The 403-nt window shown below is 62.8% G+C and carries 1 protein-coding gene; it reads right to left on the bottom strand.

What is annotated here, in order from left to right:
- Positions 1 to 109 precede the first annotated feature (109 nt).
- Positions 110 to 403 (bottom strand): host attachment protein (locus EOA85_RS37090; protein ID WP_127212849.1); only part of this gene is annotated, 294 nt, incomplete at its 5' end.

Raw genomic sequence — 403 nt, 5'->3', positions numbered from 1 at the left:
CCACCCTGCTAAGCCCTCTCAGTGCCGGCCGATCCCACCCAAGGTCGCCGGTGTAAAAGGGCTCGCGACGATCGTCGAGATCAGCAGATCTTGGTCGATCTGGGGGGACTCAAGCCGTCGTCAACATGTCCTCAATGGCCTTGGCGGAATGTTTAGCGAGATCCTTGGCTACCTCGCCCACCAGCTTTGCTCTCAGCGGAGCCTGGAAGTGCTTGCGCAGCTCGCCCAGCGTGCGCGGATCGGCGATCACCACGACGTGCTCGAATACTTCCGTCAGCGCCTCGCGATTGAGATAGGCGGCCACGGCTGCGGCCAAGTCGTCTTCCCGCAGACGAGAGTCGTCGGGATTAGCGGTGGAACTGCGATGTCTGCCGCCCGAACCAGTGTTCGCGAGGTGCAGCCG

The organism is Mesorhizobium sp. M5C.F.Ca.IN.020.29.1.1 (assembly GCF_003997375.1).
Taxonomy (GTDB): domain Bacteria; phylum Pseudomonadota; class Alphaproteobacteria; order Rhizobiales; family Rhizobiaceae; genus Mesorhizobium; species Mesorhizobium wenxiniae.
The sequence above is the reverse complement of the archived record's forward strand: the minus strand, read 5'-3'. Positions and strand labels throughout refer to the sequence as shown.